6 protein-coding genes and 1 tRNA gene are annotated in these 18,749 nt (G+C 48.1%); 3 read left to right on the top strand and 4 right to left on the bottom strand.

The genetic code is table 11. From position 1 onward, the window contains the following. Position 1: 1 nt before the first annotated feature. The 3 genes from rnr to CLV82_RS03215 all read left to right on the top strand — a co-directional run bounded on the left by rnr (position 2) and on the right by CLV82_RS03215 (position 3,604). Positions 2-2,188, top strand: a complete 2,187-nt coding sequence (rnr, locus tag CLV82_RS03225) for a ribonuclease R (protein ID WP_133642851.1) — start codon at positions 2-4, stop codon at positions 2,186-2,188. A gap of 65 nt (positions 2,189-2,253) precedes the next feature. Continuing rightward, positions 2,254-2,931: a head GIN domain-containing protein gene (locus tag CLV82_RS03220; RefSeq protein WP_133642850.1), complete on the top strand. Its 678-nt coding sequence runs from the start codon at positions 2,254-2,256 to the stop codon at positions 2,929-2,931. Between the two features lie 7 nt (positions 2,932-2,938). Then, positions 2,939-3,604 carry a LysE family translocator gene (locus tag CLV82_RS03215; RefSeq protein WP_133642849.1) on the top strand — a complete coding sequence of 222 codons (666 nt, stop codon included), beginning with the start codon at positions 2,939-2,941 and terminating at the stop codon, positions 3,602-3,604. A gap of 36 nt (positions 3,605-3,640) precedes the next feature. Here CLV82_RS03215 and CLV82_RS03210 read toward each other — a convergent pair. The 4 genes from CLV82_RS03210 to CLV82_RS03195 form a co-directional block, all read right to left on the bottom strand. Then, positions 3,641-3,711, bottom strand: a tRNA-Cys gene (locus tag CLV82_RS03210). Positions 3,712-3,758: 47 nt separating this feature from the next. Next, positions 3,759-4,118: a dihydroneopterin aldolase gene (gene folB, locus CLV82_RS03205; protein WP_133642848.1), complete on the bottom strand. Its 360-nt coding sequence runs from the start codon at positions 4,116-4,118 to the stop codon at positions 3,759-3,761. A 44-nt stretch (positions 4,119-4,162) separates the two neighbouring features. After that, positions 4,163-5,107, bottom strand: a complete 945-nt coding sequence (locus CLV82_RS03200; protein ID WP_133642847.1) for a PorP/SprF family type IX secretion system membrane protein — start codon at positions 5,105-5,107, stop codon at positions 4,163-4,165. A 21-nt stretch (positions 5,108-5,128) separates the two neighbouring features. Beyond that, positions 5,129-18,568 (bottom strand): T9SS type B sorting domain-containing protein, encoded by a 13,440-nt coding sequence (locus tag CLV82_RS03195; RefSeq protein ID WP_133642846.1) that lies wholly within the window; start codon positions 18,566-18,568, stop codon positions 5,129-5,131. Between the last annotated feature and the right edge of the window lie 181 nt (positions 18,569-18,749).

Below are 18,749 nucleotides of genomic sequence, written 5' to 3'. Positions count from 1 at the left end.
AATGTCAAAGAAGAAAAAAAGAGCCAAGAACCATAGACAGAACGAAATAACACGAGGAATATTTTCTGTTTTGGAGAAAGAGCCAAAAAAAAGTTTCAATTATAAACAGATTGCTTCCAAGCTTGATATTAATGATACAGAAGGTAGAAACCTGTTGATCAAGCGACTAGGGCAATTAAAACAAAAAGACAGGATCAAAGAAGCCGATAAAGGTAAATACCAGGTTTCTTTTGTTCCTGAAACATATATTGGCAAAATTGATGTCACAGGCAGCGGAAATGCCTATGTAGTAGCGGAAGGACTGGATAAAGACGTCTTTGTTCCCTACAATAAATTAAAAAGAGCATTTCACGGGGATACCGTAGAAGTACAGCTTTTGACTAAAAAGAAATCGAGTAAGCAGGAAGGGGAGATCATTAAAGTCGTAGAGCGTAAAAAACACTCCTTTGTTGGTATCGTCGATCTGCAAAAGACTTTTGCCTTTATTAGGCCAACAGATCACCGGATGTATACCGATATCTTTGTTCCCCTGGATAAGATCGGGGAGGCACAGAACGGAGAAAAAGTGATCGTGGAAATCCTGGAGTGGCCGGAAGATGCCCCTTCTCCTATGGGAAAAGTTACTGATATCCTTGGAATGCCAGGCGAGCACAATACCGAGATCCATTCCATCCTTGCAGAATACGGATTGCCTTATGAATTTCCTGCAGAGGTGGAACACTTTGCAAACCAGATAGATACATCTATAAAAGAAGAGGAGATCGCCAAAAGGAGAGACATGCGAAGTGTGCTTACCTTTACTATTGATCCGAAGGATGCCAAGGATTTTGATGATGCATTGTCTTTTGAAAAACTGGAGAATGGCAACTACGAGATAGGGATACATATTGCTGATGTTTCCCACTATGTTCAACCGGATACTATCCTGGAAGACGAAGCCTACCAGAGAGCAACCTCTGTCTACCTCGTAGACCGGGTGGTTCCTATGCTGCCTGAAGTGCTTTCTAACAACGCCTGCTCCCTGAGACCTAACGAAGAGAAATACACATTCTCGGCTATTTTCGAGATAAGTCCGAATGCAAAGGTTATCAAGGAGTGGTTCGGGCGAACTGTCATCAATTCTGATGAAAGATTTGCATACGAGGAAGCCCAGCATATTATTGAAAACAAGAATAATAAGATATCCAAAGAGATTTCTATCCGCGAGGATGCGTATTCAGTATCTGATGACATTGTCGATGCCGTGCTGACCATGGATAAACTGGCGAAGATCATGCGGAAAGAACGTATGAAGCAAGGCGCTATTTCTTTTGATAAGGTAGAAGTGAAATTCAACCTGGATGAAAACAACGAACCGGTTGGGGTATATTTCAAGGAATCCAAAGATGCCAACAAACTAATAGAGGAATTCATGTTGCTCGCCAACAGGAAGGTGGCCCAGTTCATCGGGAGCCAGAAGCCTGAAAAGACCTTTGTTTATAGGGTACACGATGATCCGGATGAGGATAAACTGATGGCGCTCAACGCTATCGTATCCCGATTTGGGCATAAACTGAATTTCAAGAACAAAAAATCGATAAGTGACTCTCTGAACCAGTTACTGGAAGACGTAAAAGGCAAGAAAGAGCAGAACCTGGTAGATACCCTGGCTATACGGTCTATGAGCAAAGCTATCTATACCACCGATAATATAGGGCATTACGGGCTTGCTTTTGATTATTATACCCACTTTACATCCCCGATACGCCGTTACCCTGATGTAATGGTACATCGCTTACTGCAACATTACCTGGACGGGGGAAAATCAGCCAATGCTGAGACCTACGAGGAAAAGTGCAAGCATTCCTCCAACATGGAATACCTGGCCACCAGTGCGGAGCGGGATTCGATCAAATATATGCAGATCAAATTCATGGAAGATCACAGGGATACCGAATTTGTCGGTGTCATCTCCGGGGTGACCGAGTGGGGGATCTACGTAGAGATCATCGAGAATAAATGCGAGGGAATGGTAAGAACCAGGGATATCAAGGATGATTATTATGTTTTTGATGAGAAACAGTACGCCCTGGTCGGTGAACGAAAGAAAAAAGTTTACCAGCTTGGTGACGAGGTTCGTGTTATGGTGAAGGATACCGATCTTGTAAAAAGACACCTGGATTTTTCATTGATCGGAAAAGTGGAATAAGTTTCGGCCACAGCAGCAATGATTCTTATATTTATACTTAGGGACACGGTCCTAAAACCAAAGCCATGAATATTTTACGGTTATTATTGTTCTTCACCCTGGCTATTCCTGTAGCCAGTGCCCAGCAAAAGGTGACGCAGGAGCTCCAGCAGTTCAAGGAGATCAAGGTGTATGACGGGCTGTCGGTTAAACTTATCCGTTCTGATGTTAACAAGGCCGTTATTTCGGGCGCCAATACAGACAAGGTAGCCCTGGTTAACAATGACGGGGTGTTGAAGATCAGGATGGAAATAGATAAGTTATTTGCCGGCTACAGGACATTCGTGGAATTGCACTATAACCAGCCTCTCCTCGTCATAGATGTCAATGAAGATGCCAGGATCAGCAGTGATAAAACCATTAAACAACAGGTGCTGGAACTTAAAGCCCAGGAAGGGGGAGAACTGGATATCAATGCCGAAGTGGAACAAATGCTTATTAAATCAGTGACCGGGGGTATAATCAATGCCCGGGGAGTGTCTGACCTGCAGGATGTAGCCATTAATACCGGAGGTATCTATTACGGCAAAAATTTCAAGACCAAATTCAGTACCGTAAATGTAAACGCAGGTTCTACTGCAGAGATATTTGCAACGGACTACGCCAAGGTTACGGTTAAGGCAGGGGGAGAGGTCCTTGTCTACGGGGATCCGGCCAAGATGGATGAGAAAACTGTATTTGGTGGCAGAATAAAAAGAATGTAACAGAGCTATGCTAGAGGACGTACAGGCAGCCATACCCTTAGGATTCTTACTGAGTTTTATGATCGGCCCTGTATTCTTCGTGTTATTGGAAACCAGTGCAACCAAGGGTTTCAGGGCAGCTTTATTCCTGGACCTGGGCGTATTCCTCGCAGACATCTTGTTTATTGGAATAGCTTACTTCAGTAGTTTCCAGTTACTGGAAAATCTTAGTAATGAGCCCGGGCTTTATGTATTCGGAGGGGTGATCCTGCTGATGTACGGGATCACTGTTGTGGTAAAAAAAGGCACGGGTAAGGAAAAAGCCAAATATAAAAGCAGCAGGGGTGGATACGTCAACCTGTTTATAAAAGGATTCCTGCTCAATTTTATCAATATTGGTGTTCTGGTCTTCTGGTTAGGTATACTGATCGTAGTGGGCCCTAATGTCGATAACGATCCCAAGCGGATTACTATATTCTTCGGAACTATGCTAGGGGCTTATTTTGTGATGGATCTTATCAAAATCCTGCTGGCGAAACAACTGAAAAGAAAACTGACCAAACCCAGAATACTGATCCTTAAGAAAGTATTGGGGATCATCCTGATCATCTGTGGTCTCTTCCTGGTAACCAAGGGGTTTTTACCCAAGGATAAACTGAATTTTGAAAAGGGAATAGAGATGATCAAGGAATAAAAAAAGACCTGTTTTTAAACAGGTCTTTTTTGTTTGAGGCATCGAGCGGATTCGAACCGCTGTACAAGCTTTTGCAGAGCTGTGCCTAGCCACTCGGCCACGATGCCCTCTGGAGGTGCAAATGTAATATATTTTCCTGCGAAGAAAAAAAAACTTATGCCCTCTCTTCCTTTAATGTGACAGCTACGGTTTCCACATCCCCGCCTATTGGGGGGTTTAGTTTAGCTACCGTAACTTTCACAGAACGTACTGCATCAATTTCTTTTAATATTCGGTCAATAATGCGCTGTGCTACATGCTCCAGGAGCGCAGCCCTTAACCCCATTTCTTCCTTGACAATGGCATTCAGGTGAACGTAGTCTACAGTATCCGCCAACTGGTCTGAGGCGGCGGCATTTGTGAGGTCTGCTTCTACGCTCAGATCTACGCGATAGTCGCTGCCGATAATGGATTCTTCTTCCAGGCAGCCGTGAAAAGCATAAAGCCGGATATTACAAATGGTGATGGTGCCCAATGGAAAACATTTATTTCTGCAAATCTACATTTAATCGTGCAGAATCAGTACATGCACCTGCAATTACTGAGGCCCTGGAAGAGGTCCACTCCAAAGGTGACCACGTGGGTACCGGTACTGAAGCCCAGGATCTCGTTCAGGATGATCTGGTAAGAATACCCGAAATAAAGATTACTTTTCTTAAGACCAAGAATGGGTGCAATGTATAAAGGACTACCGATCTGGTCATTTAGGAATCGATAGGTGACCCCGGCATAATAGTAATCTTCAAAATCGTACCAGCGGAACTTGGTATTGAGATCGGTCACCGAACGACCATCACTCTCAAAGAGTTGGAAGAACACCGATGGTTCTATTTCCAGCCTGCTGTTCTTGTTCTTAGTATATCGATACCCGGTATAAACGTAATAGTTTCTTAAGCGGTTGGGTTCAAACACAGGGTTAAACTTTGATAAATCCTTATCCAGCAGGTTAGAAGCATTCAGGCTTAAATAGAATTTGTCTTTACGGTAGAGCACTCCCACATCAAAGTTATGGTTGGTCGTGGAGCGATCGTCGGTAACGCTGGGATCAGGGTTGTCAAAATTCTCTATATCTATCCGGAACTGGTTAAAGTTATAGGAAAGCCCGAAAGAAAGGAATTCATCATCGTACTTATCCAGGGTAAGATGATGTGCAAATGATACACGGGCACCCCGTTGTTTGGTTTCCCCGTTGCTGTCATTATACATCAGCATTCCCAGGCCGGACCGGTTACCAAGGCGTGCATCTGCAGCCAGGGATTGGGTATCCGGCGCATCCTTGATCCCCACCCACTGGGTGAGACCATTTACACGGACCTTGATATGATCCCCTATCCCCGCATAGGTGGGCGACATCACGTAAGGATTGTCTGCCAGGTACTGCGATAGCTGGGGAAGCGTAAGTTCCTGCGCATAAAGGCCTAATGCACTTGAAAACAGCATTAAGGAAAATAGGATTTTGCGCATTATGTATTCAGGTTAAGTTGGTTATCTATATAAGGTAAAATGGCCTACGAACTCGCGTGGATCGTTCTCTCCCCTGAGTTTGATCACGTACCAATAATCTCCGGTCGGTAATTCAGTTTCCTGGTAGAAACCATCCCATCCTTTGTTCTTATTGTCCATACGATAGACCTCTCTACCATAACGATCAAAAATGATGGTTAGTATCTGCGGGAAGCCCTCAAGGTTCTTAGGAACCCAGGTGTCATTTGTGCCGTCACCATCAGGGGTAAAGAAGTTCGGGATCTCGATATCCACGAATTCCATGGCAATATCAGCAGACATGGTACATCCATTGGCATCTTCAACGGTCACTGTATACACATCGGATCTGTTGATAAAGTAAGTATTCCTGTCCCCGTTATTGCGCCCGTCAAAGGTGAAGGTATACTCACCGCCTCCCCCACTGGCTACAGCAGTGATCTCGTTAAGGTTATTCTGTTCGAGGGCGAGGGTAAGCGGTTCAAAGGTCTCTATGGTAAAGTCTATGGTTCTCAGACATCCGTTTGCATGGGATATACTGATATAGTGATCCCCGGGTGCAATATTGCTGAACTCAGGATCCAGTTGCATGTCTGCGGGATCAGTGGAATCCAGTGCATACATCTCATCATTTGCCACGGTCTCATCCTGCAGCACTATATCGAGGAAGTTATCAGGGATGGCACCGCTACACTCGTAGACCGGTGTAATGGTTGCTTCCAGGTTAACTCCGCCTTCTACTTCAACGATCACGTTGGTCTCGCAATCCTGTGCATCCCTGATAAAGATGACATAGGTTCCTGCGGCCAGGTTGTTAAAATCGGTCTGCCCGTTTACAAAGTCCGCATCGTCATTAGCATTGAAAGCCGTCCTGTAAGGCGCTGTACCGCCCGATATACTTAAGGATATACTTCCATCCTCTTCCCCGGCACAAACCTCGGGTAAAGTCGTGAAAGTGGCCTGTAGCGGGGCAGGTTCCGTGATGGTAAACTGGAAGGGGATAAAACATCCGTTTACATCCTGTGCTACCACGTCGTATACCCCCGGGGCAAGATCGGTAAAGGTGTTATCAGTACTGAATTTGTTCAGGTTAGGGCTGATGGCGTATAATATATTACCAGATCCCCCGGACACCTCAACGGTTATCGTACCATCGTCTTCTCCTGCACAGGTGACATCGGTGGACTGCTGCAGGTCTACCTGTAATGGTGGTGGGTCCTGTATCAGGATCTGCGGAGAAACTTCAACGCAATCCATACTGGTCACCCTTATGTAATATCCACCGGCAGGCAGGTTGCTGAAATCCCCGGTATTCTGGGGACCTGCAGCCAGGTCTGTCAGGGCCGCATCGCGGAATAATTCATAGGAATAATTTCCAAGTCCACCCGTGGCTTTACTGTAAATAGTAGCCGTGGCTTCACCGGTACAGTTAATGACTGCTGCACTGGTATCTAAATTCAGGGTCAGTGGCGGTACCGCATCAACGGAAACCTGGTTAGAGATCGTAGCCTCGCAGTCAAAGGAATCCCTTACATAATACTGGTATACCCCGGCAGACACATTTAAGACATGAGAATTGCCTCCGGACATAGGACTGAAGAGCACCCCGTTGGTACTGTATTCATAAGGCCCGTTGCCACCCGTAGCTGATATTTCGAGCTGGGCGAGGTTATTACAGCTCATCGCACTAAGTTGCCTTAAAGAACTTCTTACCTCTGTCGGTTCCGTTATAGTTACCTGTGTAGTTTCCACATCGCAGCTCCAGCTGTCAGAGATACTGATACTGTAGACACCTGGTCCCAGGTTGCTGAAGGAAGGATTTACCTGTGCCCCGCCCGTAGCGATTAGGGTTGTACCTGCCGCATCGTAACGGTTAAGTCGGTACTGGTAGCTGCCTTCACCACCGCTTACCCCGGTAGCTGTCACTGTTGCATTGGTATCCCCGAAGCACTGGAGGCTTGCAGGAGCAGCAGTAATCCCGGCAGTAATAGGGTTGGGCTGAACCAGGGTTTCGCTGTCCGAGATCGTACATCCCGAAGCATCGGTTACATCTACGGTATAATTACCCGCAGCCAGTGCTTTGAACAGGTAACTGTTCACGTTATTCTGGTTATATACCTGTCCTGTGGTTGTATTGGTCAGGACAATATTGTATGGTTCGTATCCACCCGACGGATCCACGAGGATCTCTCCCTGGTCATTGGTACATTCCACGTTAGCCACTTCCTGGGTGTTAACCAGTAGTATATTGTCAGGGGAATCAATAACCACGTTGTTTGAATTTTCATCACAGAAGGGGGTGTCTGTCGCGGATACCGTTACATAGAAGTTTCCTCCGGGCAGCCCGCCAATGGTCATCGGATTGGTCGATGTATTCCCGGCCCCGGTGATCCCGGTAGATACGCCGGTATAAGAAAATACTTCGTAAGTATAGGCTCCGGTATAATTAGTAACATTGATCTCCAGGGCACCGTTCGTATCCCCGAAACAAATAGCCGGGGAAGTAGCCGTTGCTTCAACATCCATGAAATCAAAGGCAAGTACTTCGTACGCCGCGGTAGTAATATAACATCCGGTAGCGTTATCGGTGATCCGGAAGGAATAAGTACCGAGATCCGTCAGGTCAAACTCTGCTGAAGTATTGTTCGGGCTACCGGTCTGCACACCTTTCGGGTTACCGATCGGTAACAGTTCAAAGGTATAGGTGTTGGCAGGATTCCCGTCGTCAGAGATATTGATGATCACCTGCTCGGGGTTGGCACAGGTGATAGCATTCACCTGGGTAACCGTAGCCGTGAAAACATTCAGTGGTTCGATGATCACATTATCAGTTGCAATACATCCGTTGTCGTCTCTAACAGTAACCAATATATTCTGCTGGGCACCGGTATCGCTGATGTTAAAGCTGTTGTTGCTTTGGAAATTGACACCGTCTATACTATAGGTGAAAGGTCCGGTACCACCCCCGGTTACAGTAGAGATTACCGCCTGGGTCTTCCCGTTCGCCGCGTTGCAAGCAAAGGCAGTAGCCGAGGCCGAAAGGGTCAGAACCGGTGGTTCATCTATGACCACCGTCTGGGTATCCACACAATTACGGGCAGAGGTTACAGTAATATCATAAGATCCTGCAGCAAGTCCGTTAAAGATCCTGCCATTCTGAACCACCGGCGGATTGATCCCATCATCCAGGGTAAAGGTATAGGCCGGGTTATCATTGGTTGCAGGCAGATCAACAGTAATGCTACCATCGCTACCACCATTACAGGATACATCATTTTTAGTCGTACTAAAGTTTACCGGGGTGGGTACTTCCAGGGTTACCTGGGCCTGCTGGTCACAGCCGGAGCCTGCCGTATCAAATACCACGGCAGTATATGTTCCTGGCGCCAGGCCGGTAAAGGTACTGGATGCCTGTTTTGCCCCCCCGGTCACACTGACCATGGCCGGATCAAGAAGGTCATATTCATAGCTTCCCGAACCACCACTGGCACTGATGCTGATCTCACCGTCATTCACAGGGCAGGAAGGTTGTATGGTCGCCACCGGGCTTAAACCAAGTGGGGGCAGAATGTCTATAGTATCTGTAGCGATACAGCCATTTCCGTCACGAACGGTGACCGTATAAGTTCCCGGAGCACTTACATTAAGTGTAGTACCGCTCTGGAACCCAGCTCCAACGCTGTATTGCAATGGGGCAATACCAGTCCCAACTACCGTGAAAGCATACGAGGTGCCGTCAGAAGAACACTGGTCCGTTGCGAAAGCAGGAGCCGTTACAGTAGGCAGTGGATCTTCATTCACGGTGATAGTGATCACTTCTGTACATCCCCTGGAGTCTCTTACGTAAATATCGTAATCAGCCGGGTATATAGCGGGATTCAGGGTCGCATTTGCACTCGGGCCAAAAAGTCCGGCCGGGCTGGTAGTGGTTGGTACAAAAGCATATTCATAAGCCGGGGTACTGCCGGTGGCCTTAACGGTCACCTGTGCACCAGTGTTACAATTGGCGTTGATGTTAGAAATAAGATTCAGTGCAAGCGGGGCATTTGGAGATCCTATAGTCACCGTGTTGCTCGTATCATCACAGAATGGTGTATCTGTAGCCACTACTTCCACGTAGACATTGTCAGCAGAGAGTCCGCCTATGGTCATAGGGTTGGTCGTCGTGTTCCCCAGGCCGTTAACAGCAGTTGGGGTACCGTCTGCGAGGTATACCTGGTAGGTGTAGTTCCCACTATAGCCGGTTACGTCTATCTGCAGTTCTCCGTCTGAATCCCCGAAGCAGGTTACAGGAGTCATTGCCGTGGCAGTTACTTCTATAGTGTCATAAGGAGCCACCGTATAAGGAGTGGTCACAAAATAACAGCCGGTTACATTGTCGGTCACCCTGAAGGTGTAATCTCCTGGTGCTGTCAAATTGAAATCAGCAGTATAGGTTCCTGCACCCGGGCTCTGCGTGGGGGCAGATCCCAGGGGAAGCAGGTCAAAATCAAAATCACCTGATCCGTCAGTTACGGTAACTCTTGCGGTCTCGTCATTAGCACAGGTAATGGCTACTTGTCGGGTCACATTAACATCTGTAATAGCAGGCAGTGGGTTAACACTGAGAGCCACATCATCTGCACAGCCATTGGCATCACGGGCCCAGAGGGTCAGGTTCTGTACTACCCCGGTATCATTGATATTAAAGGTATTATTGCTGAAATAATTAACACCATCTATACTGTACATATAGCTTCCTGTACCACCAACCCCGTTCACGGTGATCGTGGCCTGGGCAACGGTGTTATCTGGATTACAGCTGAATTCTGTATTGGTTGCAGAAGCTACTACCACTGCAGGTTCACCGATGGTCACAGGTTCCGTACGGGAACAGCCCCTTGCCGACATCACACGGATCTGATAATTTCCGGCTGATAGTCCGCTAAAACTGTTGTTATTTTGCGGAATCACTGTAATAGGAACCCCGAGACCATCAAGAAGCTGGTAGGTATATGGTGGGTTATTCATGCCGGCGGGCAATATGGCTGTTGCCGTACCGTCACTTCCTCCATTACAGGAAACGTCTGTATGATTTATTGTAAAGCTTACCGCGGTAGGTACTTCCAGGTCAAGGCTTACCGAAGCACTACATCCTACAGCGACAGTATCGTAAATATAGGCCGTGTAATTACCGGGCGCAAGACCTGTGAATAATGGTGCACCCTGTGGGACGCCGCCAAAGGCTTCACTCAGGCCGGTACCATTATTAATAAGGTCATAAGTGTAAGCTCCTGAACCGCCATAAGGAGTAAGCAGTATCTGCCCGTCATTCAGTGCACAGGTAGGTTGTACCGTAGCTTCGGCAGACAAGGAAGAGGGCGGATATACATCTACACTCATAGTATGTTCACAACCATTGGAATCACGGATGGTTACGGTATGGGTACCGGAGCTCAGCCCGTCAAATATTTTGGTGTCGTTCACATTCGTCAGGGCGCAGGCCTGGAAAGCCCCACCATTTAGACTTAATGTATAAGGTCCTATACCGGTAGCGGTAAGGGTTACCTCTATTTCAAAATCACCTTCTTCTGCAGCACATTGGTTGCGCGCGACCAGGTCAATGACCGGGCTTGGATCGGTAGTAACCGAAATATCCATCGGTGCAGTTATACATCCCCTTGCATCCTGGGCATATACGTCCCAATCAGTATTTACCGAAGGGTCCAGTTCTGCATAGGCACTGGCCGTGAAATCACCGGCAACGGGAGCGTTTCCATCTTCTACGAAAGCGTAGGTGTAAGGACCGGTTCCTCCCTGGGCACGTACGGTCACCTGCCCGTCGTCGTTACAGTTCGCATTGTTCTGGTCCAGTAAATTCAGGGTTAACGGGGTTGGCTCAATGATCCTGAACTCGTAAGTATTAGAACAGAACGGGCTCTCGTTTTCCTCGAACAGTAAAACATAATCTCCCGGGGGGATGTTGGGGATCGTGTGCGCCACAGTTGGTGCCCCCCCATTGGTTGGGAAAGATCCACTATATCCTACCCCGACTAACGGGATGTTGGACACTGCGCGGAGTATACTGAAGTTGATGTTGGCCACCCCGGGATCGTAGTCCTCTACCTGGAAGGTTATGGAGCCATCATCGGCGCCATTACAGGTAATATCCTGTACCACCGGGTCTGCGACCACGTCGATAAGGGAAACGTTCGGGATAATAGCTTCTACATAGCTTGTACAGCCATTTGCGTTATCCACAGCCTTGAAAATATAGGTCTGACCAGGGTTAAGCCCGGTATAGGTGGCTGTTTCTTCATTTACACCCGGACCGGCTACTTCGGTATTTGGAGGCGTGCCGATATCATACAAGGTGAAAGTATAGTTTCCGGATCCCCCGGATGCCAGGAGTTCTACTGTACCACCACTGATACAATCGGCCGCAGCAGGAGCAGAGCTCAGGCTCAGGAATGGATTGGAAAGGATACGGATAGGATTCTCGTAGTATTCACAACCATTGGCATCGATAATACGGATATAGTAATCCCCGAAATCGAGACCGTCAAAAGTGACGGTTGTAGCAGCAGTTATTTGTGGGTTGGCACTGGTTGTGGCAGCCAGGTTATTCTGGTTGTCGTAAAGGGTATAGGTAAATCCTGGAATTCCGCCACTAGTGATATCTACCTGGATCTGGCCAGGGATATCTCCCGCAGCGCCACAGGAAACATTGGTCTTGGTAATGTTTGCAAGGAAAGGAGCAGGATCGTTTAATACTGCGGTGTCGGTATACACACAGCCTTTGCTATCCCTCACCGTATAATTATAATTCCCGGCTGGGAGCCCGCTGTACACGGTCTGGGTGGTGAAACCGGCGCCATTAAAATCAACCTGGTAAGGCGCTAATCCGAAATTTGGATCGATATCGATTTCCACGATCCCATCGCTATTCCCGTTACAGGAAGGATCCGTGGTGATCGTGGTAGCCTGCGGGTTAACGGCAGGGGTAACGGTTACTATGTTAGATTCTCCCACACATCCCTGGCTGTCGGTCACCCTGAACTGGTAGGTGCCTGCTGTTGAGGTAGTATAAGGGAAACAATCACAGACCGGAACATAGCCTCCTCCGTTAAAGTTAATTTCGTAAGTGTAGGGACCGTAGCCTCCGTTGGTCGCCACATCAATAATAGCATCCGGGGAAGCTGTACAATCCAGGTCTTTGGTCAGTACCGCGTTGGCGGTAAGTTCCGGCTCTATATCCAGGGTCACATCATCAGAACAACCATTGCTGTCAAGCACGGTAAATGTGTAAGTCCCTGGGATAAGATCGTTAAAGGTATTGGAGGTCTGTGTCGGCCCACCGTTGATCTGGTAATAATAAGGGGCATTGCCACCGGACGCACCAACGACAACGTCGGCGAGATTTGTGGAACTGTAACAAAGGTCCGAAGCCACGTCTATACTGGCAGTCGGGTTCGCAGGAGTAACGATGTCAAAAGTATCCGACACGGTACATCCTCCTGAATCAGTTACGCGGATAATATGGGTTCCTACCTGGTCCAGTCCACTGAAGAAATTCCCCGGTTGTGGCCCCAGGATGGTACCATCCGGCTCTTCAACTTCGTAGGTGTATTGTGGCCACCCATCTTGTGCATTTATAGTCACGGTTCCTTCCACGTCACAAGTGAGCGGAGTAACTACGAAAGTAAAATTCAGAGGAACAGAAGGCTCATCTACGGTAACGGTAGCGGAATCTGAACAATTCGTCGTTTCATCGGTCACCACGATGGTGTGATTCCCGGCCGGAAGCGCTGGCAGGCTGATAGTTGCTGCCGATTGGCCGGTAGTGGCAGCTCCGCCGTTTACGGTATAAGAGTAGGTTGCAGAGAAACCATTGACGTTGAATTCGACAGAACCATCAGAAGACCCCACACAGGAAACATTCCTGATCAATGTACCCGAGATATCTATCGGGGTTACGGGGTTGATGGTAAAGTTCTCTTCGTAACTACAATCGTTAGCATCAGTAACCCTGAAGGTATAGGTGTCAGGAGCAAGCCCTGTAAATACATTGTTGTTGCCGCTGTTGGTTACTGCCGCTGCAGGCGCGATGATCTCGTAGGTAATACTTCCCACCCCGTCTGTAACCGCCAGGGTTACGTCTGAAGTCTGTGCCGGGCAATTTGGCGCTGTGGCAGTAAACGAAATATCTGTTGGCGGATCCAGGGCAGGGATGGTAGCGTTCGCGGTGGTGAATACACAACCGTTAGCATCCCGGATAAAGATATTGTAAGTACCGTCGGATAAACCGGTGAAGGTATCGGCACCTGCACCCGAGTTGAAGGTCACGCCGTCAAGGCTGTATTCATACGGAGCTGTTCCGCCGGTCACATTCTGGGCCTGCAGCGTTCCGCTTTGCAGGCAGGTGAAATCCTGTATGATTACGGCATCCCCGGACATTGGGTTCGGTGCAGTAAGAACCACAGTATCGGTATAGGTACAACCCTTACTGTCTTCAACTATATAAGTGTAACTACCCGAGTTCAGGCCGTTATAATAGGTCTGGGCAGAGAGCCCGGCCCCGTCAAAATCTACCTGGTATGGTGGGGTTCCAAAGGTATTATCGATAAGGATCTCGACGATCCCGTCTCCGGCCCCGTCACAAGAAGGGTCAGTCAGGTTATGGGTCGCAACAGGGTTGGTGATAGGATCAACGATTACCTGTACAGTTGAGGTACATCCTTCGCTATCCGTGATAGTAAAGTTAAAGGAACCGTCCACAGCTGTTGTATAGGTGAAGGTGTTCCCGGCCACGGCATTACTGCCACCGCCATTAACCTGGTAGCTAAAGGGAGCATATCCCCCGTTGATAGTGACATCGATCACGGCATCAGGAGAAGCAGAGCAATCCAGTTCCTTGGTAAGGACGGCGCCGGAGCTCAGCTGTGGTTCTATAGTGATGCTGTTAGAAGTCCCGGTACATCCGTATGAATCTGTGACCACCACGGTATAAACACCTGGGCCCAGGTTATCAAACACCCCGCTGGTCTGACCGGGTGCCCCGTTAATACTGTATGCAAAAGGAGCTACGCCGCCTGAAACACTTGCGGTGAGGCTTACCCCGTTGGCAGGATCGTAACAAAGATCTGTGGTTGCAGCCAGGGTAACCACCGGGTTGGTGGTTGAGATTACATCAAAAGTTCCGGAGGTGGTACACCCTCCTGAATCGGTCACCGTAATGGTATAAGTTCCCACCTGGGCTAAACCATTAAAGATATCGCTGCCCTGTGGGCCGAGTACATTTCCGTCGGGTTCTTCTACCTCATAGGTATATCCGCCCCATCCACCACTGGCATCAATATCCACGGAGGCATCGGTGGTACAGGTAAGGGGGGAAACAGTTTCGGTAAAGCTCAGTGCAGTAGCCGGTTCAGAAACTGTAACACTGATGGTATCCTCGCAATCCAGGTCTTTATCCCGGACCATGATGGTATAGGTGCCGGCAGAAAGCCCACTGATAGTCTGTGCAGCATCGTCCTCGTCCTTATCTATTTCCACACCGTCGAGGAAATAGCTATACTTATCTTCAAAGTCGGTTATGTTCAACTCAATACGCCCGTCAGATCCGCCAACGCAGCTCACATCCCTTACGGAGGTTGCATTTACCTGTATCAGGGGGATAGGATCAATGGTAAAGACATCGTCAAAAGTACACCCATTGGCATCCGTTACCCTGGCAGTGTAAGTCCCCGGGGCCAGCCCATCAAAGAATCCTTCATCATCATCCACGCTTGAAGCCGGAATAGACACAGGTGCAATGATCTCGAAGGTATAGGGCTCTTCCCCTTTGTGAACGTGCAGGCTGACATCTGCCGTATTGGATGGGCAGGTAACATCAGACATGTCACGGACGTGAAGTCTGTCCGGACCATCTACTTCATCGACCTCGATTTTCGGGGTACGGTACACGCAACCACTGGCATCGCGGATATAGATACGGTAATCTCCATCTGAAAGCCCGGTAAACCTTTCGGCCCCCGGCCCGGAAACGAAATTGGAATTATCGATACTGAATTCATAAGGTGGAGTGCCTCCCACGACGTTCTGAGCTTCTATGATCCCACCGCCGTTACAGCCATCGTGCTGGATGAGTACCCCATCCCCGTACACAGCATCAACCGGACCTCCTATGGTAAAAGGGCTATCAAAAGAACAGCTGTCTGTTCCGTTATCCGCCGTCATGGTCAGGGTATAATTCCCCTGTTCCAGGTCTGTGAACACGCCGGAGTTGTTATTGTCTCTAGACCCGTCGGGGTGGGTGATCTCGTAGGACACCGAGTAACCGTTAAAATTGGTCACGTTAACAGTCAGGGTCCCATCTTCATCCCCGAAACAGGTTTCATCTGCTGTTGCGATCGTATAGTCTACTGCAGGAGCTATTGCTATGGAAGCGATATTGGAGATAGCAGAACAGTTGTTACCATCTACTACGATGAATTCATAATCCCCTTCTTGCCCGGTGGTAAAAAAGAAGTCGTTCGTACCCTGGTATGCTGTTCCCGGAATGGAAGCAACATCAGGGTAGAGATCAACACCGTTATAGCTCCAGATCGCGTACTGGTAACCAGGACCGGGAAATCCGCCGGATCCGGAGACAGAAATAACTCCGTCAGTACAATCGATAGCCTTGGTGGTCGTGGCATTCGCAGCGAGGTCTGTAACATCGAAGATCGTTACCTGTTCCGTATAGGAACAGCCGTCATCCGTAGTTACAAGCACGTCATAGATCCCGTCGCTGAGGTTCTGGAAAGTGTAATTATTATCATCAGTGGGGCCGAAAGTATCGATAGATACCCCGCCCTGGGAAATTTCAAAATAGTAATGTGGTTCTACATTAAGGGCAGAGATAGAGATCTCTCCCAGGCCATTACAATCCGTGTCTTTGGTCGTGATGTCTACCTGGTAGTCCCGCAGGAGGATCCCGATGTTATCCAGGCGGAAGATACAGCCATCAGGAACACCCTGCTGCCGCATTTCCACTTCGTATGCCCCATTGGTGTTAATAGTAAAAGAAGGGCCGTTATTGGCGCTGTAAGGCACCAGGACAGTACCCGTAGACTGGTCTATCAGTTGATATTCATAATCCGCAGGCATGTTGGTCACGGTAATATTACCAGGGGTGGTACAGATGATATCACTTGTGTTGACCTGTGGATCCAGTGGGTTCTTGAAAATATTAAAGTAGAACCGCGTAAAACAACCATTCTCATAGTTGATGGTAATACGGTACTCCCCGGAGTCCGAGGCGACAAAGTCGTTGCCACTGCCTACGTTATTCCAGGTACACCCAGCGATCTTGTTGGCACAATCCGGTCCCGGGGAGCCACAACTTGCAGTATCCAGCTGGTCCCACTGAATACTTTGCGCATCGGGAAGATTAACAGAAAGCAATTCGGTATCGTTCAGACCACATAAGAATACAGTTGGTAATTCTTCCCCATCATTCGGGCAAACCACTACTTCACCTTCCACGGTGTTGGTGGTATCGTTGATCAGGTCGATGATAGGGTTTGTATGCCCTGACCCGAAAGGTTCCACGGTGATGATCTCCTGGTAATCATTACAGGCACTGGAGGTAAATTTATCCACTATAAAAGTGGCGTATTCTGTAACGTTGAGGGTACTGGGATCGTTATCCGGATCTCCATCATCCATTACCGTATCCCCTGCATCGATTAGTCCGTCCCCGTTCTCATCTTTATACCAGACATAGGAATCAAAATTATCCCCTGCATCCAGGGTAGCGGTCCCCCCACACATTTGTACCGTCCTGGTGAAATCACAGGCGGTAAGATCATCTAAAAGGAAATTGGTAGCCCCTGCATTGGTAAATCCGCAATCGTCAAAATCATTGACACTGGGGTCGTCCGTGATGGTAATCGGGTTCAAAACTCCCATATATGTGGAGAAAGCGATATTCTCAATAGTGTCTGAACAGGCATCGACGAAGTCATAACAATTTTCTGCTACCTGTACTCTCATCCTGATACTTACTGGCGGGTCACCTTCTTCCAGCCTGCTGTCATTTACAGTGAATGTAATTTCGTGGGTTAAAGGATCATAGGTATAATTGACACCTCCGGGAGTACTGATATTGGCAAGATCTAAAGTGACATTGGTGGGCAGAATATCCCTTAGACTGTAGTTCGTAGCATCATCATTCCCGATATTTTGTATTGTAAGTACATATTCCAGGGTCTGTCCCAGGTTTACGCCCATCCCCGTAATATCGTTCCCGGCTATATCTTCCACTTTCTTTTCCACCACCACGTTAGGCTCAATGACCTCTACGTTAAAAGACTGGAAAAAGGGGTAGTACTGGTCCCCGTTAGAGGTAAACCTAAGGGTTGCAGCCGTTTCGTTATTCGGGATCACCGTATTTCCCGGGTTATTCACCATGAAGATATCAGAGTCGTACCCAAGGGTGTTTACACTGTTGGGGGTACGATTAGTGCTGATCGCTCCGTCTATGGTGATATTACTGTTAAAGAAGTTGTTATTCGGGTTTACGGCGTTACTCAGCCTGGTAAAACCGGGGTTACTGGCTGCGCTGATATGCAGCTCATCTCCTGTAATCCGGTTATCGCCTTCTAAAGCGGCAACCCCCAGTCGGGCGCGTACCGGCCCCACTGGAATTGTATTAAATCCGGTATAATTGATATCTACCTGCTCCCCGGCACGCACCCTGGCGAAACCGTCAAAAGTGGTGATCTTTTTCCCGGTATAGGAAGGGTTTTCATATACGATAACGAGGGTCCATCCGGCAGCGGCTCCTCCACCCGGAGAAAGCGACCCGGTCACTGCCCTCATATTAGCGACGGTGTAATCACCTTCAGGGTTGGCCAGACCGGTCAATAACGCAGTAATGTCCGCATAACAAGCATACGGACTATTCTGGGTGATAGAAGGATCAACGTTGGTGAAACCGTCAAAGAGCACTTCGTCGGCTGTAATATCTACATAAGATCCGCCCGGGACCTTTAGTTTAACCTGGTTAAAATCATTTTGTCGGTTGGTGCCTAATGCCTGTCCTGCCTGTTCACTGGGGTAGGTTGCAGACCAGTACAGACCGGCGTATCGGATCAGGTTACAGCTGCTGTTGGGGAATGTGAAATTGGCACTACTGGAACTAAAAGTGGTAGGATCTCCATCCACGTCTATATACTGCATATTCATCCAGTCGTTGTAGGTGGACGAATTGCCGGTTGCGTTATACGGATCTTCTGGCTCCGTACTACCCGAACCCCCGTCCCGGTTAAGGATGTTGTTGGCAATAAACGTCAGGTCCCCCTTGAGGTTCGTCTGGTACCGTACCTCAAAGTTGTTGTACTCCTGTGCAAAACCTGTTACACCGATGAGAAAAAGTCCTGCAACTAATAATCTTGCAAAATAATTGGTTTTGATCACGCCCTATTGTTAAGAGTAATTAGAATTGTGGTGCTATAATCCTGATAGAATACATGCATAAATGAATACGCGCTGTTTTCGGGGGATGATTCAATTAACGGCACTCTAAAACCCGGAATTTGGTTGGTTGGGTCCTGGTTATCAGCACTACTTAAGGATGAAATTAGTGACAAGCAGGGGC

The sequence above is a fragment of the Zeaxanthinibacter enoshimensis genome, assembly GCF_004362865.1.
GTDB classification, from domain to species: Bacteria; Bacteroidota; Bacteroidia; order Flavobacteriales; family Flavobacteriaceae; genus Zeaxanthinibacter; species Zeaxanthinibacter enoshimensis.
This window is presented reverse-complemented; position numbering and strand designations above follow the sequence as displayed.

Coding starts and splice junctions, on each gene's coding strand:
- rnr (WP_133642851.1), top strand. CDS start 2: ATGTCAAAGAAGAAAAAAAGAGCCAAGAACCATAGACAGAACGAAATA.
- CLV82_RS03200 (WP_133642847.1), bottom strand. CDS start 5,107: ATGCGCAAAATCCTATTTTCCTTAATGCTGTTTTCAAGTGCATTAGGC.
- CLV82_RS03215 (WP_133642849.1), top strand. CDS start 2,939: ATGCTAGAGGACGTACAGGCAGCCATACCCTTAGGATTCTTACTGAGT.
- CLV82_RS03220 (WP_133642850.1), top strand. CDS start 2,254: ATGAATATTTTACGGTTATTATTGTTCTTCACCCTGGCTATTCCTGTA.